Origin of the sequence: Pseudomonas sp. Irchel s3h9 (assembly GCF_900187475.1) — a bacterium.
Lineage (GTDB): Bacteria > Pseudomonadota > Gammaproteobacteria > Pseudomonadales > Pseudomonadaceae > Aquipseudomonas > Aquipseudomonas neuropathica.
In genome coordinates this window covers 153,281-173,520 of record NZ_FYDH01000014.1, presented here as the reverse complement: position 1 = coordinate 173,520, position 20,240 = coordinate 153,281, and the positions used below count along the sequence as shown (strand labels likewise).

Below are 20,240 nucleotides of genomic sequence, written 5' to 3'. Positions count from 1 at the left end.
TTCTTTTGCCTGGCAATTAACGCCAGAGTCGCCTTAGAGCAAGACAGTTCTAAAAGTCGGACTAATCATTAGCAACAGCGAACACAATACGCCAACTATCCAGACCAGACTGCGCAGTTTGGGAAGATCGGCCAGGTAGAACCACAAGTAGAAGAGTCGCGCGATCACGAAGACGATCGCTAATGTGTCGATCAGCCATCCTGCCGTTTGCGTGGTGTGCGCCATCAACACAGCGACTGCGAACAACATGAACGCTTCGATGCTGTTCTGATGCGCCGCCAGCGCCCTCGCGCCGTAACCGGTCAATTGCGCCTGTTGCTGACGCGGCAGGTGATTGTTGTAACCACCCTGCTCTTTCATCGCTTTGCCTACCGGCATACGCGCGATATAGATCAACAGCGCGCTGATAAACACACACCAGAACGGAATACTCATCAAGCGACCTCTCTGTTTGTTTCGGGAAGGGGGGCTTCTGTAGGGGTATAGACCATGACATCGAGAACGTCGGAATGAAACTCCCGGCGGTACAGAACCACCACGACGCCGGCACTCATCAACATGAACAACCATGGACTCACAAACCAGGCCAGCATGCTCATGCCGAAGTAGTAGGAACGCAAGCCGAAGTTGAACTGGTTGGCCGCCATTGAAATCACTCGCGCCGCCCGCAAGGCAAAGGCTTTACGCTCCTGCTCCGACACCTGCCGCTCGCCGATCATAGGCGCCGAACCCACCAGTACGGCAGCAAAGTTGTACTGACGCATGCACCAGCTAAAAGTGAAGAAGGCGTAAACGAACACCATCGCCAGACACAGCAACTTGATCTCCGACATGCCCTGCGACGCCTGTTGCACCATCGGGATGTCCGCCAGCAACGAAACCGCCCGCTCTGACGCGCCAAGCACGGTGAGAATGCCGGCGAGAATAATCAATGTGCTTGAGGCGAAGAACGAAGCGTTGCGTTCAAGATTGCCAATCACGCTGGCGTCGGCGATGCGGTTGTCACGCAGCAACATACGGCGCATCCAGTCCTCGCGGTACAGGTGCAGCACACTGGCCAGACACGCTGTGTCGCGGGCTTTCCAGCCGGCATAACGGGTGTAACCACCCCAGCAGATGACAAACCAGACGGCGGCGAGCAGGTGGATCAGGTTGGCTTGAATGAACGACATGCAATTCCCTGTGGAGTATGGATGCTACCTGTGGGAGCGAGCCTGCTCCGGGCGGCGTTCCGACGAAAGCGGCGTATCACGCAACAGTGATGGCGGCTGACACAACGCTTTCGCGAGCAGGCTCGCTCCCACATTAGGACTTCGGCAACTCTTCGACGTTAGCCTAGGGAAAAAGACACTGCCTGACGCGCATAAAAAATGCCCCGTATCGATTGATACGGGGCATTTCTGTTTAAGCGTTGAAGACCCGCTTATGGCGGGTCAGGCAACGTCAGGCAACCGCTTCGCTGCGCTTGCCCAGCATGCGATCGCAAACCACTGCAACCACCAGCGTCATCACACACGGCACCAACCAGGCCAGGCCCTGCTCGCTCAGCGGCAGGTGGGACAGCTGCGATGGCATCCAGTCGGCCAGACCCGCGCCTTTCAGCGCGTCGATGGTGCCAAACACAAACGATACCAGCATCACCGGACCAAGAATGCGGCCGTGCTCATGCCAGAAGTCTTTGCAGAAGCTCAGCGCTACCAGCACGATGCACGGCGGGTAGATCGCGGTCAGCACCGGGATCGAGAAGGCAATCAGCTTGGTCAGGCCCAGGTTGGACACCAGCAGCGAGAACGCCGCCAGAATGATCACCAGGGTCTTGTAGGACAGTGGCAACACACGGCTGAAGTACTCAGCGCAAGCACAGGTCAGGCCGACCGCTGTCACCAGGCACGCCAGCGAGATCAACACCGCGAGGAAACCGCTGCCCAGCGAACCGAAGGTGTGTTGCACGTAGGCATGCAGTACCGCCGCGCCGTTGGTCGCGCCCACCGCCACTTCGTGGCTGCCGGAACCGAGGCGGAACAGGCTGACATACACCAGCGCCAGACCGACACCGGCAATCAGCCCGGCGATGATCGCGTAACGGGTGATCAGCGCGGGCGACTCGACGCCACGGGAGCGGATCGCGTTAACGATGACGATGCCGAACACCAGCGCGCCCAAGGTATCCATGGTCAGGTAACCATTGATGAAACCCTGAGAGAACGGTGCCGCCACGTATTCCGGCGTGCCTTGGCCGATGTCACCCGCCGGCAAGGCGAATGCGGCGATACCGAGCACCGCCAGTGCGATGATCTTCAGCGGCGCGAGGAAACGGCCAACGGTGTCCAGCAACCGCCCAGGGTAGAGCGAGATGAAGAACACCAGCAGGAAGTACACCGAGCTGTAGAGGAACAGTGCCAGCGGGCTTTCGCCAGTGAGCGGCGCTAGACCGACTTCAAACGATACGGTTGCGGTACGCGGGGTGGCGAACAACGGGCCGACCGCCAGGTAGCACGCAGCCGCCAGAATGCCGCCGGCAATCTTGCCGATCGGGCTGCTCAGCGTATCCATCGCCCCACCAACCTTGGCCAGTGCAACGACGGTGATCACCGGCAGACCGACCGCAGTGATCAGGAAGCCCAGCGCGGCCATCCAGACATGAGGTCCGGCCTGCAAGCCCACGATCGGCGGGAAAATAATGTTGCCAGCCCCAACGAACAGGGCAAATGTCATAAAGCCAAGTGCCAGGATGTCCTGACCTTTCAAAACTTTCATTAAGGTAATACCACACTACTGAAATCGGAATTTAGAGGGGGATTGCCCTGTGTAATTAGGGAAATGCTGTCGATCCGTATGGGACTGACCCTTAAAGCGCGTTGCATGCCTTGTGGGCGGCAGACGCAAAAATGGCTGCTAGCCTAACGAATTTGGCGTGTAAACGCACTGTTAGAGGGCGAACTATCCGATACGCGACGTTTCCGTGTCGCGTTTTTGCATGTAATTGGGCGAAAGCCTATAAATCAGCGGATGTCAGAAACGACAAAGGCCACCCGAAGGTGGCCTTTGTTTGGTAAAGCGTCAGTTAAGCGCGAGGCTTACTTGACAGCCCAACCAGTCAGCTCGGCCAGGGCCTTGCCGATGTCTGCCAGCGAACGCACGGTTTTCACGCCTGCGTCTTGCAGAGCAGCGAATTTCTCGTCTGCAGTGCCTTTGCCGCCAGAGATGATTGCGCCAGCATGGCCCATGCGCTTGCCCGGAGGAGCAGTCACACCAGCGATGTAGGAAACAACCGGCTTGGTCACGTGTGCCTTGATGTAGGCAGCCGCTTCTTCTTCAGCCGAACCGCCGATCTCACCGATCATCACGATCGCTTCGGTCTTCGGGTCTTCCTGGAACAGCTTCAGGATGTCGATGAAGTTCGAACCCGGGATCGGGTCACCACCGATGCCGACGCAAGTCGACTGACCGAAACCGGCGTCAGTAGTCTGCTTAACAGCTTCGTAGGTCAGGGTGCCGGAACGCGAAACGATACCGACTTTGCCTGGCAAGTGAATGTGACCTGGCATGATGCCGATCTTGCACTCGCCCGGAGTGATAACGCCTGGGCAGTTAGGGCCGATCAGGACTACGCCCAGCTCGTCGCACTTAACTTTAGCGTCCAGCATGTCCAGGGTAGGAATGCCTTCGGTGATGCAGACGATCAGCTTGATGCCGCCGAATGCCGCTTCCAGGATCGAGTCTTTGCAGAAAGGAGCCGGAACGTAGATCACGCTGGCGGTAGCGCCAGTGGCTTCTACTGCGTCTTTAACGGTGTTGAACACTGGCAGACCCAGGTGCTCGGTGCCGCCTTTACCAGGAGTAACGCCACCTACCATCTTGGTGCCGTATTCGATGGCTTGCTGGGTGTGGAAACTACCTTGCGAACCGGTAATACCCTGGCAGATAACTTTGGTGTCTTTATTGATCAGGACGCTCATTATTTGCCCTCCGCAGCTTTGACAACTTGTTGAGCAGCGTCGGTCAGGCTGGTAGCAGCGATGATGTTCAAACCGCTTTCTGCCAGTACTTTAGCGCCCAGCTCAGCGTTGTTGCCTTCAAGGCGAACAACAACCGGGATTTTCACGCCGACTTCTTTCACAGCGCCGATGATGCCTTCGGCAATCATGTCGCAGCGAACGATGCCGCCGAAGATGTTGACCAGTACTGCAGCGACGTTGGTGTCGGACAGGATGATCTTGAACGCTTCAGTTACGCGTTCTTTGGTAGCGCCACCACCTACGTCGAGGAAGTTGGCTGGCTTGCCGCCATGCAGGTTGACGATGTCCATGGTACCCATGGCCAGGCCAGCACCGTTGACCATGCAACCGATGTTGCCTTCCAGTGCTACGTAGTTCAGTTCGAACTTGGCAGCGTGCGCTTCGCGCGGATCGTCTTGCGACGGATCGTGGAAAGTCTTCAGCTTAGGCTGACGGTACATGGCGTTGGCGTCGATGTTGATCTTGGCGTCCAGGCAGTGCAGATCGCCGTCAGCCTTGATCACCAGCGGGTTCACTTCCAGCAGAGCCAGGTCGTGATCCTTGAACAGTTTGGCCAGACCTACGAAGATCTTGGCGAACTGAGCAACCTGCTTGCCTTCCAGACCCAGCTGGAATGCCAGCTCGCGACCCTGGAATGGCTGAGCGCCAACCAGTGGATCGATAGTGGCCTTGAGAATTTTTTCTGGAGTGTCGTGAGCGATTTTCTCGATGTCCACGCCACCTTCGGTGGAAGCCATGAACACGATGCGACGGCTCGAACGGTCAACGACAGCGCCCAGGTACAGCTCTTTAGCGATATCAGTGCACGATTCAACCAGGATCTTGGTGACTGGCTGGCCATTGGCATCAGTCTGGTAAGTCACCAGACGCTTGCCCAGCCACTGCTGTGCGAAGGCTTTGGCGTCTTCTTTGCTGCGAACCAGCTTAACGCCGCCCGCTTTACCGCGACCACCGGCGTGGACCTGGGCTTTGACAACCCACTCGCTGCCGCCGATTTTGTCGCAAGCTTCTGCTGCTGCTTCCGGGGTGTCTACTGCGTAACCAGTGGAAACTGGCAGGCCGTATTCAGCGAACAGCTGCTTACCCTGATACTCGTGAAGATTCATGCTTTTTACCGTCTTCGTTAGGTACTGCGCATTCGGCGCTGCGCTCGTTTGAGTGCCGCGCCACCTGTGACTGCTGCTTGCGTAGCTGAGCTACGCAAGACTGCGTCCAGCGGACATTCCGCGGTGAGACTTGCTCGCAAGGCTCACGACGGGCCGTTACCGCCGTGGTTTCTTATTGTGTCTTAACGCTTCTTGCGGTTGGCAATGTGGATGGCACCGCCATTCACAGCCAGAGCAGCTTCGTGCAAGGCTTCAGACAGGGTCGGATGGGAGAAAACCATCATGCCCAGGTCTTCAGCGCTGGTGCCGAATTCCATACCGATCGCGCCCTGCTGAACCAGTTCTGCAGCGCTCGGGCCAATCACGTGCACGCCCAATACGCGGTCAGTCTTGGCATCAGCGATGACCTTGACGAAACCACCGGTATCGTTGGCGGCCATGGCACGGCCGGAAGCGGCGAACGGGAAGGTGCCGACGTTAACTTCAACGCCTTCAGCTTTCAAGGCCTGCTCGGTTTTGCCAACCCACGCGATTTCCGGGTGAGTATAAATAACCGAAGGGATCAGGTCATAGTTCATCTGGGCTTTGTGGCCCTTGATGCGCTCGACAACCATGATGCCTTCTTCCGAAGCTTTGTGAGCCAGCATCATGCCGCGAACCACGTCACCGATGGCGAAAACGCCCGGTACGGTGGTCGCGCAGTGATCGTCAACGTGCACGAAACCGCGCTCGTCGAGGGTCACGCCACTGTCGGCAGCCAGCAGATCAGTGGTCACCGGACGGCGACCAACGGCTACGATCAGCTTGTCGAAAGTGATGGTCTGTTCGCCGTTGGCATCGGTGTAGTTCACAACGACTTCGTCGCCGTTCACTTTCGAGCCGGTTACGCGAGCGCCCAGTTTGATGTCCAGACCTTGTTTGGTCAGGGTTTTCAGCGCTTCCTTGGAAACAGCGGTGTCCGCTGCCATCAGGAAGGTGTCCAGTGCTTCCAGAACAACGACTTCGGAGCCCAGACGCGACCAGACCGAACCCAATTCCAGACCGATCACGCCAGCGCCGATCACGCCCAGACGCTTAGGTACGGACTGGAATTCCAGAGCGCCAGTCGAATCAACGATGACTTTCTGATCAACCGGAGCCGGTGGAATGTCGATCGGACGCGAGCCTGGAGCCAGAATGACGTTTTCAGCTTCGATGACTTCAACCGAGCCGTCTGGCTTGGTGACTTCGACTTTCTTGCCAGCCAGCAGTTTGCCGTGGCCCTGGATCGAAGTAACGCCGTTGGCCTTGAACAGGGTGGCAACGCCGCCGGTCAGGTTCTTGACGATGCCAGCCTTGCGGCCAACCATCGCAGCGACGTCCATTTTGACTTCGCCAGTCGAGATACCGTGAACGTTGAAGCTTTCTTTCGCTTCCTTGTATTTCCAGGAACTGTCGAGCAGCGCCTTGGAAGGAATGCAGCCCACGTTCAGGCAGGTGCCGCCCAGGGCTTGCTTGCCTTCAGCGTCGGTGTACTTCTCGATGCAGGCAGTGGTCAGACCCAGCTGCGCCGCCTTGATGGCAGCCACGTAGCCACCAGGGCCAGCACCGATCACTACTACGTCAAATTTCTGCGACATTCAAAAATCCTCTTTTTTGCAGCAAGCGTGAAGCCGCAAGCCTCAAGCCAAACTGCGGTTACTCGCAGCTTGCAGCTTGAGACTTGCAGCTGCTTCTATCAAATATCCAGCAACAGACGAGCCGGATCTTCCAGCAGGTTCTTGATGGTCACCAGGAAGGTCACAGCTTCTTTGCCATCGATCAGACGGTGATCGTAGGACAGTGCCAGGTACATCATCGGACGGATAACGACCTGACCATTGATGGCCATAGGACGCTGGATGATGTTGTGCATGCCCAGAATCGCTGCCTGCGGCGGGTTGACGATCGGGGTCGACATCATCGAACCGAAGGTACCACCGTTGGTGATGGTGAAGGTACCACCGGTCATCTCGTCCATCGACAGTTTGCCGTCACGGGCTTTCTTGCCGAAGGTGGCGATGCCGCCTTCGATTTCAGCCAGGCTCATCAGTTCGGCGTTACGCAGAACCGGAACCACCAGACCGCGATCGCTGGAAACAGCAACACCGATGTCAGCGTAGCCGTGGTAAACGATGTCGCCGCCGTCGATCGACGCGTTGACAGCCGGGAAGCGTTTCAGCGCTTCGGTGGCCGCTTTCACGAAGAACGACATGAAGCCCAGGCGTACGCCGTTGTGGGACTTCTCGAACAGGTCCTTGTACTTCGAACGCAGGGCCATGACTTCAGTCATGTCGACTTCGTTGAAAGTGGTCAGCATCGCCATGTTCGACTGTGCTTCAACCAGACGCTTGGCCACGGTGGCACGAACACGGGTCATCGGTACGCGCTTCTCGATGCGGTCGCCAGCGGCGAACACAGGAGCAGCAGCCGAAGGAGCAGCAGCCTTGGCAGGCGCGGTAGCCGGAGCGGCTTTCTTGGCAGCAACAGCAGCAACCACGTCTTCCTTGGTCACACGACCGCCCTTGCCGGTGCCGGCAACGGAAGCGATGTTGATGCCGTTTTCTTCAGCCAGCTTGCGCGCAGCAGGAGCAGCAACAGGATCGTCTTCGCCTTCGGCAGCAGCTGGAGCAGCGGCAGCGGCCGGAGCAGCAGCGGCGGCTGGGGCAGCGGCAGCAGCGCCACCTTCAACGATGGAGCCCAGCACTTCGTCGGACAGGACGGTCTCGCCCTCGCCCTTGACGATTGCGCCCAGCACGCCATCAGCGGTAGCCAGAACTTCCAGTACGACTTTGTCGGTTTCGATGTCGACGATCAGTTCGTCGCGCTTGACGGCGTCGCCCGGTTGTTTGTGCCAGGTGGCAACGGTGCCATCGGCAACCGATTCCGGGAAAGTGGGGGCTTTGATCTCGATAGCCATTATCTGTGGTTCCTTAAATTCGGTTTCAGGTGCGCGAAGGCGTTAAATGGTAAACGCGTCTTGCAGGAGTTTTTCCTGCTGCTCGGCGTGCATCGATGCGTAACCACAAGCTGGGGCAGCAGAAGCCTCACGGCCCGCGTACTCAAGTACGAGAGACTTGTCGAGGTTACCGATGCTGCGACGCAAGTGGTGCTGGCTGCAGTACCAGGCGCCCTGGTTCATCGGCTCTTCCTGACACCAAACGGCATTTTTGACGTTGGTGTATGGAGCCAGGACTTCTTTCAAGTCGTCCTCAGGGAATGGATACAGCTGCTCGATACGCACGATGGCGATATCTTCACGGCCTTCGGCACGGCGTTTTTCCAGCAGGTCGTAGTAGACCTTGCCGCTACACAGAACAACGCGCTCGACCTTTTTCGGGTCCAGAGCATCGATTTCCGGGATCACGGTCTGGAACGAACCTTCGGCCAGATCTTCCAGGGTCGAGATGGCCAGCTTGTGGCGCAGCAGCGACTTCGGCGTCAGCACGATCAACGGCTTGCGCAGCGGACGAATCACCTGACGACGCAGCAAGTGGTAGATCTGTGCTGGCGTAGTCGGTACGGCAACCTGAATGTTGTGCTCGGCGCACAATTGCAGGTAACGCTCAAGACGTGCCGAGCTGTGCTCAGGGCCCTGACCTTCGTAACCGTGTGGCAGCAACATGGTCAGACCGCAGAGACGGCCCCACTTGTGCTCGCCGCTGGTGATGAACTGGTCGATTACAACCTGTGCACCGTTGGCGAAGTCGCCGAACTGGGCTTCCCAGATCACCAGCGCATCCGGCGTGGTGGTCGAGTAACCGTATTCGAACGCCAGTACCGCTTCTTCCGACAGGAACGAGTCGTACAGGTCAAAGCGTGGCTGACCGTCGTACAGGTGCTGCAGCGGAATGTAGGTGCCCGCGTCTTTCTGGTTGTGCAGCACAGCGTGACGGTGCGAGAACGTACCGCGGCCGATGTCCTGACCGGTCATGCGGATCGGGTGACCTTCGAACGCCAGGGTCGCGTACGCCATGGTTTCGGCGTAACCCCAGTTGATCGGCAGGCCGCCGGCTTGCATCTTCTGACGGTCTTCGTAGATCTTCGAGACCTGACGCTGAACCACGAAGCCTTCCGGAATTTCCAGCAGCTTGGCGGACAGTTCTTGCAGGGTCTTCAGATCAAAGCGAGTGTCGTGACGCGCAGTCCAGGCATGGCCCAGATACGGACGCCAGTCCACGAACAGCTCTTTGTTCGGCTCTTTGACCAGCGATTTCACTACGTGCAGACCGTTGTCCAGCGCGTTGCGGTATTCATCGACTTTCGCCTGAACACGCTCTGCGTCCAGCACACCGCCCTGGGTCAGACGATCAGCGTACAGCTCACGGGTGGTGCGCTGTTTGGTGATCTGCTGATACATCAGAGGCTGGGTACCGCTTGGCTCGTCGGCCTCGTTGTGGCCGCGACGACGGTAGCAGACCAGGTCGATCACCACGTCACGCTTGAACTGCATGCGGTAGTCGATGGCCAACTGGGTCACGAACAGCACGGCTTCCGGATCATCCCCATTCACATGGAGGATCGGCGCCTGGATCATCTTCGCAACGTCGGTGGCGTACTCGGTGGAACGCGAGTCCAGCGGGTTGCTGATGGTGAAACCGACCTGGTTGTTGATCACGATGTGCACGGTACCGCCGGTCTTGAAACCGCGGGTCTGCGACATCTGGAAGGTTTCCATAACCACGCCCTGACCTGCGAATGCAGCGTCACCGTGGATGGAGATCGGCAGAACCTTCTCGCCAGTGGCGTCATTACGACGATCCTGACGGGCGCGCACCGAACCTTCGACCACCGGGGAAACGATTTCCAGGTGGGACGGGTTGAACGCCATGGCCAGGTGAACTTCACCGCCGGCGGTCATCACGTTGGACGAGAAGCCCTGGTGATACTTAACGTCACCGGAACCCAGCTCGACCTTCTTCTTGCCTTCGAACTCGTCGAACAGCTCGCGCGGGTTCTTGCCGAAGGTGTTGACCAGCACGTTCAGACGGCCACGGTGGGCCATGCCGATGACGACTTCCTTGGTGCCGTAGGAACCGGAACGCTGGATCAGTTCGTCGAGCATCGGAATCAGGCTTTCGCCGCCTTCCAGACCGAAACGCTTGGTGCCCGGGTATTTGGTGCCCAGGTATTTTTCCAGGCCTTCACCGGCGGTTACGCGCTCAAGCAGGTGGCTCTTGATGTCGGCGGAGTACGTCGGACGACCACGCACGCTTTCCAGACGCTGCTGGAACCACTGGCGCTGCTCGGAATCGGTGATGTGCGTAAATTCAGCGCCGATGGTGCGGCAATATGTCTGCTGCAACGCTTCGTGAATTTCGCGTAGGCTCGCTTCCTCTTTGCCGATGAACAGGTCGCCGGCACGGAAGGTCGTATCAAGATCGGCATTGGTCAAGCCGTAATGATTGATCGACAGGTCTGCAGGTGCAGGACGCTGCCACAGCCCCAGCGGGTCAAGCTGGGCTGCCTGGTGGCCACGCATACGGTAGGCCTGGATCAATCGCAACACTTCAACTTGCTTCTTCTCGTGCTCACTGCTCACGCTGCCGGCGGAAACCGGTTGGGCGCGGCGCTGGTTCTTTGCCAGCAGCACGAAATGATCGCGAATCGTGGAGTGCGAAACATCAGTGGCAGAGTTGCCGTCGGCAGGCAACTTCTGAAAGTAGGTGCGCCACTCTTCTGGCACAGCGTTAGGGTCGTGCAGGTAGAGCTCATAAAGCTCTTCCACATAGGCAGCGTTTCCACCTGAAAGGTAGGCGCTGTTCCACATGCGCTGCATCACGCTTTCTTGCATGCTTGGTCACCCTCGGTTAGGGGAACACCATCGATGTCGACACCGAGCAAACTTGCAGAAGTCCGAATGCAGCGACTAAAACAAGCCACTTAGGATCACACTGATAGTCCGGGTACCAGCCCGGATGCCCCTGCTTGTCTCATTTCTTCAAAATAAGAGCGGCAGCTTGTGGCTACTGCTCTGGTTATAGCCATGACGCGGGTTGAAGCCCGCGCCACAGCCTCTACGGTACAGCGGTTACAGCAGCTGAATCACACGCCGCTCGAAAGCAGCATGTTACGGATGTGACCGATGGCCTTAGTCGGGTTCAGGCCTTTCGGACATACGTTGACGCAGTTCATGATGCCCCGGCAGCGGAAAACGCTGAACGGGTCATCGAGCGAAGCCAGACGCTCGTTGGTCTTGGTGTCACGGCTGTCTGCCAGGAAGCGGTACGCTTGCAGCAGTGCAGCTGGACCCAGGAACTTGTCCGGGTTCCACCAGAAGGACGGGCAAGAGGTCGAGCAGCAAGCGCACAGGATGCACTCGTACAGACCGTCGAGTTTTTCACGCTCTTCTGGCGACTGCAGACGCTCGATGGCCGGAGCCGGCGTGTCGTTCTGCAGGTAAGGCTTCACCTTCTCGTATTGCTTGTAGAAGATGCTCATATCGACGACCAGGTCACGGATAACCGGCAAACCTGGCAGCGGACGAACGATCAGCTTGTTACCTTTTACAACGGCGGACAGCGGCGTGATGCACGCCAGACCGTTTTTACCGTTGATGTTCATGCCGTCGGAGCCGCAGACGCCTTCACGGCAAGAGCGACGATAGGAGAAACCCTCGTCCTGCTCTTTGATCAGGGCCAGCACGTCCAGCACCATCAGGTCTTTACCACCGGTATCGACCTGGAATTCCTGCATGAACGGCGCAGCGTCCTGATCAGGGTTGTAGCGATAAACACTGACATTCAACATGGCGGTCACCCTTAATAAGTCCGGACTTTAGGTTCGAAAGTCGGAACAGTCTTCGGCGAGAAGTTCACGGCACGCTTGGTGACGCGCTTGTCACCCGGGAAGTACAGGGTGTGGCACAGCCAGTTTTCGTCATCACGATCTTCAAAGTCTTCACGGGCGTGAGCACCGCGGGACTCTTTACGTACTTCGGCCGCGATGGCGGTAGCTTCAGCCACTTCCAGCAGGTTTTGCAGTTCCAGCGCTTCGATACGTGCAGTGTTGAACGCCTGCGACTTATCGTTGATCTTCACGTTGGCGATACGCTTGCGCAGATCGGCCAGCTGAGCGATACCCTTCTGCATGTATTCGCCAGTACGGAATACACCGAAGTAGTTCTGCATGCAGCTCTGCAGCTCGCGACGCAGGGTAGCGACGTCTTCGCCGTCAGTACGGTTGTTCAGTGCGTTCAGGCGCGACAGGGCAGCTTCGATGTCGGCTTCGGTAGCGTCGTCGTATTCGATGCCGTCGGTCAGGGCTTTTTCCAGGTGCAGGCCGGCAGCGCGGCCGAATACCACCAGGTCGAGCAGCGAGTTGCCGCCCAGACGGTTGGCACCGTGAACCGATACACAAGCCACTTCACCTACCGCGAACAGACCAGGAATGATCTGATCCACGCCATCGGCGTTCTGGGTGATCGCCTGGCCATGGATGTTGGTGGCAACGCCGCCCATCATATAGTGGCAAGTCGGAACAACCGGAACCGGCGCAACAACCGGGTCAACGTGGGCGAAAGTCTTCGACAGTTCGCAGATGCCTGGCAGACGGCTGTGCAGCACTTCCTCGCCCAGGTGGTCGAGTTTGAGCATCACGTGGTCGCCATTCGGACCGCAACCGTTGCCGGCGATGATTTCTTTAACCATCGAGCGAGCAACCACGTCACGACCGGCAAGGTCTTTGGCGTTCGGAGCATAACGCTCCATGAAACGCTCGCCGTGCTTGTTGATCAGGTAACCACCTTCACCACGGCAACCTTCTGTAACCAGTACACCGGCACCGGCGATGCCGGTCGGGTGGAACTGCCACATTTCGATGTCTTGTACCGGTACGCCAGCACGCAGAGCCATGCCGACGCCGTCACCGGTGTTGATCAGGGCGTTGGTGGTGGAAGCGTAGATACGACCTGCACCGCCGGTAGCCAATACGGTGGCTTTGGCGCGGATGTAGGAAGTTTCGCCAGTTTCGATGCAGATCGCGATCACACCGACGAAATCGCCTTCCTGGTTCTTCACCAGGTCGACAGCGTAGTACTCGTTCAGGAACGTGGTACCGGCTTTCAGGTTGCCCTGATAAAGGGTGTGCAGCAGGGCGTGACCGGTACGGTCGGAAGCCGCGCAAGTACGCGCAGCCTGGCCGCCTTTACCGTAGTCCTTGGACTGACCACCGAACGGACGCTGGTAGATACGGCCTTGTTCGGTACGCGAGAACGGCAGACCCATGTGGTCCAGCTCGAAAACCGCGGCCGGGCCTTCCTGACACATGTATTCGATAGCGTCCTGGTCACCGATGTAGTCGGAGCCCTTGACGGTATCGTACATGTGCCAGCGCCAGTCATCGTTCGGGTCAGCAGACGCGATCGCGCACGTGATGCCGCCTTGAGCGGATACAGTGTGCGAACGGGTCGGGAAAACCTTGGTGATCACGGCAGTCTTGTGACCACCCTGCGCCAGTTGCAGCGCAGCGCGCATGCCGGCACCGCCACCACCAATAATGATGGCGTCGAAAGAAATCGTTGGAATGTTAGCCATGACTCAGATACCCCAGAGAATCTGCACACCCCAGACGAAGTAAGCGAACATCGCAACGCCGCATACTGCCTGGAAAAGGAAACGTATCGCCGTTGCGGACTTGCCGAACGCCATCGGCGTCAGGTAGTCAGTCGCGATGGTCCACATGCCGACCCAGGCGTGAGCGCCCAGAGCAACAAGGGCCAGGAGGCTGAAAATACGCATCCCGTTGTGGGCGAACAGTTCATGCCACTGGGCATACTCGAGGCCAGGGTGGGCCACGACGTATCCGATCAGAAAGATGAAGTAAGCCGCGAGAACGACCGCAGACACACGTTGCGCCATCCAGTCATAGAGGCCCGAACGCGACAGGTTCGTGACGTTAGTTACCATATCCAAACTCCTGCCAGAACGATTACCACCACGGAAACGGCGATAACGATTTTCGAGCCCAGTTTGCCGCCTTCCAGCGTCTCACCGATGCCCATGTCCATGATCAAATGGCGCACACCGGCTACCAGGTGATACAGCAGAGCGGACAGGATGCCCCAAATCACTAGCTTGGCTAGCGGACTGGTCAGACACGCTTTCACCTGACCGAAGCCTTCCTCGGAGCTGAGCGACTTGTCCAATGCATAAAGCATGATGGCAAGGCACACGAAGAGGATGACACCGGAGATACGGTGAAGAATGGACGTGTAAGCAGTGACTGGGAGTTTGATGGTCCTTAGGTCTAGGTTTACAGGTCGTTGGCTTTTCACGGCTTTTTTTTCACACTGAAGAGCCCCTAACAATCAGGGCAAAGTTGTTGGGGAGTGCACTGGTCAGGTAACCACCACCCAGGGATGCGACCCCCAATGAAAGCAAGCCCAAAAGCCCTTGGCGGTCGGTGGCCGAGTATAGACAGTTAGGCTACTAATGACAACGCAATCACCTACCCCAAATAGCTGATTGCACAAGTCGTATAAAAGGCGTAAATGGCAGTCAATTTCGAGGAAAAAGTGCGCTTAAAGCCTTCTGGAGCAAGACTTTAGGCAAATTGACATTCGAATTTATCTCACTATAGTGGTGCGGGCCCTGCGTGGGGGGTCTGTCTGATGGTTCAAGCATAAATAGGAGGCCACATGGCTGACAAAAAAGCGCAGTTGATCATCGAGGGCGCAGCCCCCGTCGAGCTGCCCATTTTAACCGGCACCGTTGGTCCCGATGTAATCGATGTTCGGGGCCTGACGGCCACGGGCCGCTTCACTTTCGACCCAGGCTTCATGTCGACCGCCTCGTGCGAGTCGAAGATCACCTATATCGACGGCGACAACGGCATTCTGTTGCACCGCGGCTACCCGATCGAACAACTGGCTGAAAAGTCGGACTACCTGGAAACCTGCTACCTGCTGCTCAACGGCGAACTGCCGACTGCAGAACAGAAGGCCCAGTTCGTCAGCACCGTGAAAAACCACACGATGGTTCACGAGCAGTTGAAAACCTTCTTCAACGGTTTCCGTCGCGACGCCCACCCGATGGCCGTCATGTGCGGTGTAGTCGGCGCCCTCTCGGCCTTCTACCACGACTCCCTGGACATCAATAACCCGCAGCATCGCGAAATCTCCGCGATCCGTCTGGTTGCCAAGATGCCGACCCTGGCAGCGATGGTTTACAAGTACTCCATGGGCCAACCCATGATGTACCCGCGCAACGACCTGACGTACGCGGAAAACTTCCTGCACATGATGTTCAACACCCCGTGCGAGATCAAACCGATCAGCCCGGTGCTCGCCAAGGCCATGGACCGGATCTTCATCCTCCACGCCGACCACGAGCAGAACGCCTCGACTTCCACCGTGCGTCTGGCCGGCTCCTCGGGTGCCAACCCGTTCGCCTGTATCGCCGCCGGTATCGCCGCACTGTGGGGCCCTGCCCACGGCGGTGCGAACGAAGCCGTATTGACCATGCTTGACGAGATTGGCGATGTTTCGAACATCGACAAGTTCATCGCCAAGGCCAAGGACAAGAACGATCCGTTCAAACTGATGGGCTTCGGTCACCGCGTTTACAAGAACCGCGACCCTCGCGCGACTGTGATGAAGCAGACCTGCGACGAAGTACTGAAGGAACTGGGCATCAACAACGATCCGCAACTCGAACTGGCCATGCGCCTGGAAGAGATCGCGCTGACCGACCCGTACTTCATCGAACGCTCGCTGTACCCGAACGTCGACTTCTACTCGGGGATTATCCTCAAGGCGATCGGCATTCCAACCAGCATGTTCACCGTGATTTTCGCGCTGGCACGTACTGTTGGCTGGATCTCCCACTGGAAAGAAATGCTCTCCAGCCCTTACAAGATTGGCCGTCCGCGCCAGTTGTACACCGGCTACGAGTCGCGTGATATTTCCAAGCTGGAAGACCGCAAATAAGACCTGTCTTGCGATAACGTCTTAAGTTGTACCGGGAACGGCCTCTATTTATATAGGGGCCGTTTTTGTTTGTCTGGGATTTGGGGTTTTGGGATTGGGGGCATATCCGTTGCTGCGGGTGGTGCCGCTGGCGGTTTCGCTCTTACAGCGAGTCACCTTTTCCAAACGCCGAAAAGGTAACCCAAAAGGCTTTGCCCCGGCGTACGGCACTTCGCTGAGGCTCAGTGTTCCCTCGCTACGGTGTCCATCCGGGGGCATCGCCTACGGTTTGCTTCGCTGCACCTCCTCTCGATGTATGCGGCTACGCCGCACGGCGCTGCGCGCCTACCCCGGATGAACACCTCCGCTCGGCCTGCCGATGGGGCAAAAGATCAAAAGCCGAAGCCAGATCAAGAGCCCCTCACCCTAGCCCTCTCCCGGAGGGAGAGGGGACTGACGGTGGAGTTTGGGAGAGTTACGCCGACGTGCGATACCGCGGTGAACTCAGGCTCTAAAAAGCAAACAAATCGGCCCCCTCTCCCTCGGGAGAGGGCTGGGCGGGCGGCGTTCCGATGAGGGGCAAATCCAACACCGAACAAAAGCCGACCGCATGCTCTTCACCACTCAACAGGATGAGCGTTAGCTCGGCTGCAGCTCTTGATCTGTAAGGCGACGTCGGAAGGCTGAGTGGAGGGATTGATCCGGGGGTGGGAGCGCAGCGACCGTTTGGCGAAGCCAAACACAGCGAGAGGAGGTGCAGCGAAGCAAACCGTAGGCGCTGCGCCCGGATCGATCCCGGAGCGAAGGAACCCCGAGCCCCAGCGAGCGGGCCGCACGTAGGAGCAAGCCTTTTTGGTTACTTTTTCGGCGTCTGGAAAAAGTGACCCGCCGTAAGGGCGGAACCCTAAGCCGCCGTTACCGCAGCAACGGATATGTACACAGCTCTAGCCGATAACCGTCCAATAAAAATGCCCCGATCTCTCAACCGGGGCATTCAGCACAACATTTACAAAACCATCAAACCATCAATGCGAAACCGCCCCACTCGCCCCCAACCCAGTCTGCGAACGCACAAACTGCGGGAAGAACAGCGCCCGCTCGTTATCCGCAGCCGCCGACTTGTCAGTAATCGAGAAGAACCAGATCCCGACAAAAGCAATGATCATCGAAAACAGCGCCGGATACTCGTAAGGGAAGATCGCCTTCTCATGATGCAGAATCTGCACCCAGATGGTCGGGCCGAGGATCATCAGACCCACCGCACTCACCAGCCCCAACCAGCCGCCAATCATCGCACCACGAGTGGTCAGCTTCTTCCAGTACATCGAAAGCAGCAGCACCGGGAAGTTACAGCTCGCCGCGATGGAGAACGCCAAGCCCACCATGAACGCAATGTTCTGGCTTTCGAACAGAATGCCCAAGCCAATCGCCAACACTGCCAAGGCAATGGTGGTGATCTTCGAGACACGAATCTCGTCCTTCTCGTTCGCCTTGCCCTTCTTGATCACACTGGCATACAGGTCGTGAGACACAGCCGAAGCACCGGCCAGAGTCAGACCGGCCACAACCGCCAGAATGGTCGCGAACGCCACCGCCGAGATAAAGCCGAGGAAGATACTGCCACCGACCGCGTTGGCCAAGTGCACCGCCGCCATGTTGTTGCCGCCCAACAGCGCGCCAGCCGCATCTTTGAAGGCCGGGTTAGTGCTGACCAGCAGGATCGCGCCGAAGCCGATGATAAAGGTCAGGATGTAGAAGTAGCCAATGAAGCCAGTGGCGTAGAGCACACTCTTGCGGGCTTCTTTTGCGTCACTCACGGTGAAGAAGCGCATCAGAATGTGTGGCAGGCCAGCCGTACCGAACATCAGCGCCAGACCCAGCGAGAAGGCCGAAATCGGATCTTTGACCAGACCGCCCGGGCTCATGATCGCTTCACCTTTGGCGTGAACCTTGATCGCTTCGGAGAACAGCGTGTTGAAGTCGAAGCCTACGTGCTTCATTACCATCAGCGCCATGAACGAGGCACCGGACAGCAACAGCACAGCCTTGATGATCTGCACCCAAGTGGTCGCCAGCATGCCGCCGAACAGCACGTACATGCACATCAGCACACCGACCAGAATCACCGCAACGTGGTAGTCCAGGCCGAACAACAGCTGGATCAATTTGCCGGCACCGACCATTTGCGCGATCAGGTAGAACGCCACCACCACCAGCGAACCGCAGGCCGACAGGGTGCGGATCTGGGTTTGCCCGAGGCGGTAGGACGCCACGTCGGCAAAGGTGTATTTACCCAGGTTACGCAGGCGCTCGGCGATCAGGAACAGAATGATCGGCCAGCCCACCAGGAAGCCGATCGAGTAGATCAGGCCATCGTAGCCGGAGGTAAACACCAGCGCGGAAATGCCCAGAAAGGACGCCGCGGACATGTAGTCACCGGCGATCGCCAGACCATTCTGGAAACCGGTGATCTTGCCGCCCGCTGCATAGTAGTCGGCCGCCGAGTTGTTTTTCTTCGAGGCCCAGTAGGTGATGTAGAGCGTCGCACCGACGAACGCCACGAACATCAGGATCGCGGGAATGTTCAGCGGCTGTTTGGCCACCTCCCCCGTCAACGCGTCAGCCGCCCAGACACCCGGCGCGAAAGCCGCAACACTCAATAAAGCCAGTAGACGCCGGATCATTGCTGAGCCTCCTTGAGAATCGCATTGTTCAGGTCGTCGAACTCGCCATTGGCGCGGCGCACGTAGATAGCGGTGAGGATGAATGCAGAAAGAATGAGTCCGACACCGATTGGAATTCCCCAGGTAATCGAGGATTCCGGACTGAGTTTCGCGCCCAGAATATGCGGCCCGTAAGCGATCAGAAGAATGAAGCCAGAGTAAAGCCCGAGCATGATCGCCGAGAGTATCCAGGCGAACTTTTCCCTTTTTCGCACCAGCTCCTTGAATCGGGGACTGTTTTGAATCGAGAGGTAAATGCTGTCGTTCATTGTTTTTATCCTCGCAGCACAGATTATTGTTGGAACATAGCTAATGTATGCGGCTGCGGGAGCGGTAACAGACGACCTTAGTAGTAGAACGCCATGACACTTTTGCCAATTTCCGGTACGCCACAAAACAACTGTAGGAGTGAGCCTGCTCGCGATGGCGTTTTATCAGTCGATATTTTCATCAGCTGACGGGACGCTATCGCGAGCAGGCTCACTCCTACACGGGTATGGCGGGGTGGCGGTTATTTGGTCCAGTCAGCCACGCGATCCGGGTGTTTGGCGACCCAGTCTTTCGCCGCGGCATCAGGCTTGGCACCGTCCTGAATCGCCAGCATGACTTCGCCGATTTCGTCTTTCGACGCCCACTGGAAGTTCTTCAGGAACTTGGCCACTTCCGGTGCTTTGGTCGCGAGTTCTTTGCTGCCGATGCTGTTTACGGTTTCAGCTGCGCCGTACACGCCTTTCGGGTCATCGAGGAAGCGCAGTTTCCACTTGGCGAACATCCAGTGCGGCACCCAACCCGTGACGGCGATGGATTCGTTTTTCTTCTCGGCACGGGTCAGCTCGGCAATCATGCCGGCGCCGGAACTGGCCTTGAGGGAATACTTGTCGAGGCCGTAATCCTTGATCGCCTGATCAGTCTTGAGCATCACGCCCGAACCGGCGTCGATGCCGACGATGCGATTCTTGAAGGTGTCGTCGGTTTTCAGGTCTTCGATCGACTTGGCTTTCACATACTCCGGCACGATCAAGCCGATTTTCGCATCCTTGAAGTTCGGACCGTAATCGACGACCTGATCCTTGTTTTTTGTCCAGTATTCACCGTGGGTCACTGGCAGCCAGGCCGAAAGCATGGCGTCGAGTTTGCCGGTGGCCACGCCCTGCCACATGATCCCGGTGGCGACGGCTTGCAGCTTCACGTCGTAGCCGAGTTTCTGTTTGATGACTTCGGCCGCCACGTGGGTGGTCGCGACGCTGTCGGACCAACCGTCAACGTAACCGATGTTCAGGGTCTGTTTTTCTGCGCTGGCGAAAGTGGAACTCATCGCAAGCACCAGAGCGGCACCTGCGCCTAAAAGTCGTCGCATCTTCATCGTTACTTCCCCGAAATGCTGCGCCCGACGGATGCCGGGCATCGTCAACGTATTGTTATGGTGCACAGCGCCCCCATCACGCCTGACCGCAAACCAACTCGAACA

16 protein-coding genes are annotated in these 20,240 nt (G+C 57.8%); 1 reads left to right on the top strand and 15 read right to left on the bottom strand.

Annotated features, from left to right (window positions below; translation table 11 throughout):
• Positions 1-33: 33 nt before the first annotated feature.
• The 12 genes from CKW26_RS22540 to sdhC form a co-directional block, all read right to left on the bottom strand.
• Positions 34-435 (bottom strand): MAPEG family protein, encoded by a 402-nt coding sequence (locus CKW26_RS22540; protein WP_095050221.1) that lies wholly within the window; start codon positions 433-435, stop codon positions 34-36.
• Positions 435-1,172, bottom strand: a complete 738-nt coding sequence (locus CKW26_RS22535) for a DUF599 domain-containing protein (RefSeq protein WP_095050220.1) — start codon at positions 1,170-1,172, stop codon at positions 435-437. The genes CKW26_RS22540 and CKW26_RS22535 overlap by 1 nt, the downstream gene beginning before the upstream one ends.
• Before the next feature lie 271 nt (positions 1,173-1,443).
• Complete coding sequence (gene brnQ, locus CKW26_RS22530) at positions 1,444-2,757, bottom strand: branched-chain amino acid transport system II carrier protein (RefSeq protein ID WP_093439927.1); 1,314 nt, start codon at positions 2,755-2,757, stop codon at positions 1,444-1,446.
• A gap of 320 nt (positions 2,758-3,077) precedes the next feature.
• Positions 3,078-3,959 carry a succinate--CoA ligase subunit alpha gene (gene sucD, locus CKW26_RS22525; RefSeq protein WP_008082972.1) on the bottom strand — a complete coding sequence of 294 codons (882 nt, stop codon included), beginning with the start codon at positions 3,957-3,959 and terminating at the stop codon, positions 3,078-3,080.
• Positions 3,959-5,125, bottom strand: coding sequence for an ADP-forming succinate--CoA ligase subunit beta (gene sucC, locus CKW26_RS22520; protein WP_007919879.1), 1,167 nt, complete (start codon positions 5,123-5,125; stop codon positions 3,959-3,961). The genes sucD and sucC overlap by 1 nt, the downstream gene beginning before the upstream one ends.
• A 182-nt stretch (positions 5,126-5,307) precedes the next feature.
• Positions 5,308-6,744, bottom strand: coding sequence for a dihydrolipoyl dehydrogenase (gene lpdA, locus CKW26_RS22515; protein ID WP_007919881.1), 1,437 nt, complete (start codon positions 6,742-6,744; stop codon positions 5,308-5,310).
• Between the two features lie 98 nt (positions 6,745-6,842).
• A complete protein-coding gene (odhB, locus tag CKW26_RS22510) occupies positions 6,843-8,063 on the bottom strand; it encodes a 2-oxoglutarate dehydrogenase complex dihydrolipoyllysine-residue succinyltransferase (protein ID WP_095050219.1) in 1,221 nt (406 codons plus the stop codon).
• Between the two features lie 42 nt (positions 8,064-8,105).
• Complete coding sequence (locus CKW26_RS22505) at positions 8,106-10,937, bottom strand: 2-oxoglutarate dehydrogenase E1 component (protein ID WP_093439917.1); 2,832 nt, start codon at positions 10,935-10,937, stop codon at positions 8,106-8,108.
• 251 nt (positions 10,938-11,188) lie between these two features.
• Entirely contained in the window at positions 11,189-11,893 is a 705-nt protein-coding gene (locus tag CKW26_RS22500; protein ID WP_095050238.1) for a succinate dehydrogenase iron-sulfur subunit, read from the bottom strand.
• An 11-nt stretch (positions 11,894-11,904) separates the two neighbouring features.
• On the bottom strand, positions 11,905-13,677 hold the full coding sequence (gene sdhA / locus CKW26_RS22495) for a succinate dehydrogenase flavoprotein subunit (RefSeq protein ID WP_093439913.1): 1,773 nt from the start codon (positions 13,675-13,677) through the stop codon (positions 11,905-11,907).
• 3 nt (positions 13,678-13,680) lie between these two features.
• Positions 13,681-14,049 (bottom strand): succinate dehydrogenase, hydrophobic membrane anchor protein, encoded by a 369-nt coding sequence (gene sdhD, locus CKW26_RS22490; protein WP_003222999.1) that lies wholly within the window; start codon positions 14,047-14,049, stop codon positions 13,681-13,683.
• The gene (gene sdhC, locus CKW26_RS22485) at positions 14,043-14,417 is read right to left on the bottom strand and encodes a succinate dehydrogenase, cytochrome b556 subunit (protein WP_016773673.1); all 375 of its coding nucleotides are present in this window, start codon (positions 14,415-14,417) and stop codon (positions 14,043-14,045) included. Before sdhC ends, sdhD begins: the two co-directional genes overlap by 7 nt.
• Before the next feature lie 363 nt (positions 14,418-14,780).
• On the opposite strand from sdhC, the gene gltA reads away from it, so the two are divergent.
• Entirely contained in the window at positions 14,781-16,070 is a 1,290-nt protein-coding gene (gltA, locus tag CKW26_RS22480) for a citrate synthase (RefSeq protein ID WP_007919904.1), read from the top strand.
• 1,004 nt (positions 16,071-17,074) lie between these two features.
• Here gltA and CKW26_RS22475 read toward each other — a convergent pair.
• From CKW26_RS22475 to CKW26_RS22465, 3 genes are all read right to left on the bottom strand, one after another.
• Positions 17,075-18,733 (bottom strand): cation acetate symporter, encoded by a 1,659-nt coding sequence (locus CKW26_RS22475; protein WP_095050218.1) that lies wholly within the window; start codon positions 18,731-18,733, stop codon positions 17,075-17,077.
• Positions 18,730-19,041, bottom strand: a complete 312-nt coding sequence (locus tag CKW26_RS22470) for a DUF485 domain-containing protein (protein ID WP_007919908.1) — start codon at positions 19,039-19,041, stop codon at positions 18,730-18,732. Before CKW26_RS22470 ends, CKW26_RS22475 begins: the two co-directional genes overlap by 4 nt.
• A 242-nt stretch (positions 19,042-19,283) precedes the next feature.
• Positions 19,284-20,135: a glycine betaine ABC transporter substrate-binding protein gene (locus tag CKW26_RS22465; RefSeq protein ID WP_095050217.1), complete on the bottom strand. Its 852-nt coding sequence runs from the start codon at positions 20,133-20,135 to the stop codon at positions 19,284-19,286.
• Between the last annotated feature and the right edge of the window lie 105 nt (positions 20,136-20,240).

What these genes read in the sequence shown, in the direction of transcription:
- CKW26_RS22540 (WP_095050221.1), bottom strand. Translation starts at nt 435, where the DNA reads ATGAGTATTCCGTTCTGGTGTGTGTTTATCAGCGCGCTGTTGATCTAT.
- CKW26_RS22535 (WP_095050220.1), bottom strand. Translation starts at nt 1,172, where the DNA reads ATGTCGTTCATTCAAGCCAACCTGATCCACCTGCTCGCCGCCGTCTGG.
- brnQ (WP_093439927.1), bottom strand. Translation starts at nt 2,757, where the DNA reads ATGAAAGTTTTGAAAGGTCAGGACATCCTGGCACTTGGCTTTATGACA.
- sucD (WP_008082972.1), bottom strand. Translation starts at nt 3,959, where the DNA reads ATGAGCGTCCTGATCAATAAAGACACCAAAGTTATCTGCCAGGGTATT.
- sucC (WP_007919879.1), bottom strand. Translation starts at nt 5,125, where the DNA reads ATGAATCTTCACGAGTATCAGGGTAAGCAGCTGTTCGCTGAATACGGC.
- lpdA (WP_007919881.1), bottom strand. Translation starts at nt 6,744, where the DNA reads ATGTCGCAGAAATTTGACGTAGTAGTGATCGGTGCTGGCCCTGGTGGC.
- odhB (WP_095050219.1), bottom strand. Translation starts at nt 8,063, where the DNA reads ATGGCTATCGAGATCAAAGCCCCCACTTTCCCGGAATCGGTTGCCGAT.
- CKW26_RS22505 (WP_093439917.1), bottom strand. Translation starts at nt 10,937, where the DNA reads ATGCAAGAAAGCGTGATGCAGCGCATGTGGAACAGCGCCTACCTTTCA.
- CKW26_RS22500 (WP_095050238.1), bottom strand. Translation starts at nt 11,893, where the DNA reads ATGTTGAATGTCAGTGTTTATCGCTACAACCCTGATCAGGACGCTGCG.
- sdhA (WP_093439913.1), bottom strand. Translation starts at nt 13,677, where the DNA reads ATGGCTAACATTCCAACGATTTCTTTCGACGCCATCATTATTGGTGGT.
- sdhD (WP_003222999.1), bottom strand. Translation starts at nt 14,049, where the DNA reads ATGGTAACTAACGTCACGAACCTGTCGCGTTCGGGCCTCTATGACTGG.
- gltA (WP_007919904.1), top strand. Translation starts at nt 14,781, where the DNA reads ATGGCTGACAAAAAAGCGCAGTTGATCATCGAGGGCGCAGCCCCCGTC.
- CKW26_RS22475 (WP_095050218.1), bottom strand. Translation starts at nt 18,733, where the DNA reads ATGATCCGGCGTCTACTGGCTTTATTGAGTGTTGCGGCTTTCGCGCCG.
- CKW26_RS22470 (WP_007919908.1), bottom strand. Translation starts at nt 19,041, where the DNA reads ATGAACGACAGCATTTACCTCTCGATTCAAAACAGTCCCCGATTCAAG.
- CKW26_RS22465 (WP_095050217.1), bottom strand. Translation starts at nt 20,135, where the DNA reads ATGAAGATGCGACGACTTTTAGGCGCAGGTGCCGCTCTGGTGCTTGCG.